Consider the following 1,171-nt stretch of genomic DNA (forward strand, 5'->3'; position numbering starts at 1 on the left):
TCAGGTTTAGTCTTCGCAAACCAAACCTTAAGCAGGACAACGGCGTTGCGCCCTCACGCCACGCCGAACCCACCCACAACTACGTCACAAGAGCCAAGATTTCCCGATCGAAGGAGTTTCTTGACCTAGTGGCAATCGAGGGCGGGCGACTGGTCACGCGATACCGGTCGGCGACCATTTCATCGGTTAGAGCGTCTGTGTCCGAGGCTAGTATTATCGAAGCGATGGTCTCCCTGATGGAGAAGCTTGCACCTTATGTGAACAAATCGACACGTCGGTCGAGGAACTATGAGTATCGGATTCTTCGCGCTGTGATGCGAGCGAGAATGCTCAGGGGACTTATTCACAAGCGTCATCTGGAATCCATATACGCTGGGGTTGAAGACTTGTATTCGGGCGAGGCGGCTTTCTGGGAACAGAGGTCGATTGCGGCCCAGCTCAATGCGCTGTATATCCCTGCGACGTCCTTCGCCGCGAAGGCGGTCGACTTGGCCCCAAAGGAGATTCATCGGCGTACGACCCTGGGAAGACTGCTGATTCTTCGGAGTTATATGGATGTGGAGCCAGGCAGTCCCGAGTCTTGGGACCTGTATAGCCAGGGTAAGGATCAGCTCATCTACGCCGAGAGTCTATCGCCGCGTCGTGGAATCGTGCTTCTGAATCGGTTTCGGCAGACTCTTCTACTGTATCGGGAGCTGGTCAAGAATGGAGCGCTGGAAGACGACTATCTCGCGCTGGAAGAGGATTTATCTACGGTGAATCAAGAGTGCATGGATGATGTGAGCCTGCGCCACACGGAGGAACAGAATGTTGTCCATGAAATGCATGGTCTATTCCTTCAGCTCAAAATACTGAGAAACGGGGAGTTCTCTGATAAAGATATGGAACTGGTTTTAAGGAAGCAACTTCCTCCGATATCAGAGAACGAATCTGTCGACGAGATTCCCCGCGCAGTCTATAATTAGATACGAAATCGGTGGGTATTATTTGGAATCTGGCTAGATGGGCATGTCAGGGAATTGTGTCGTCTGGTAGCGCAAACAATCTTCCTGGCGCGCAATCGTCTGGTCGCGGCACTGTCGGCGGCGGTGCTGGTGGTCGAGGCGGGTGCGCGGTCCGGGGCGGTGAGCACCGCGGCGTGGGCCTGCAAGCTCGGACGTCCACTGGGCGC

Annotated in this window: 1 protein-coding gene and 1 pseudogene; both read left to right on the top strand. The window is 54.6% G+C overall.

Annotated features, from left to right (window positions below; all coding sequences use genetic code 11):
- Positions 1–965, top strand: a 965-nt coding sequence (locus ACWDPV_RS24145) for a hypothetical protein (RefSeq protein ID WP_449745008.1), incomplete at its 5' end; no start/stop codon positions are given.
- Positions 966–1,046: 81 nt separating this feature from the next.
- Positions 1,047–1,171, top strand: a pseudogene (locus ACWDPV_RS24150) (DNA-processing protein DprA); the annotation flags it as partial.

The sequence above is a fragment of the Gordonia sp. NPDC003504 genome (assembly GCF_053587995.1).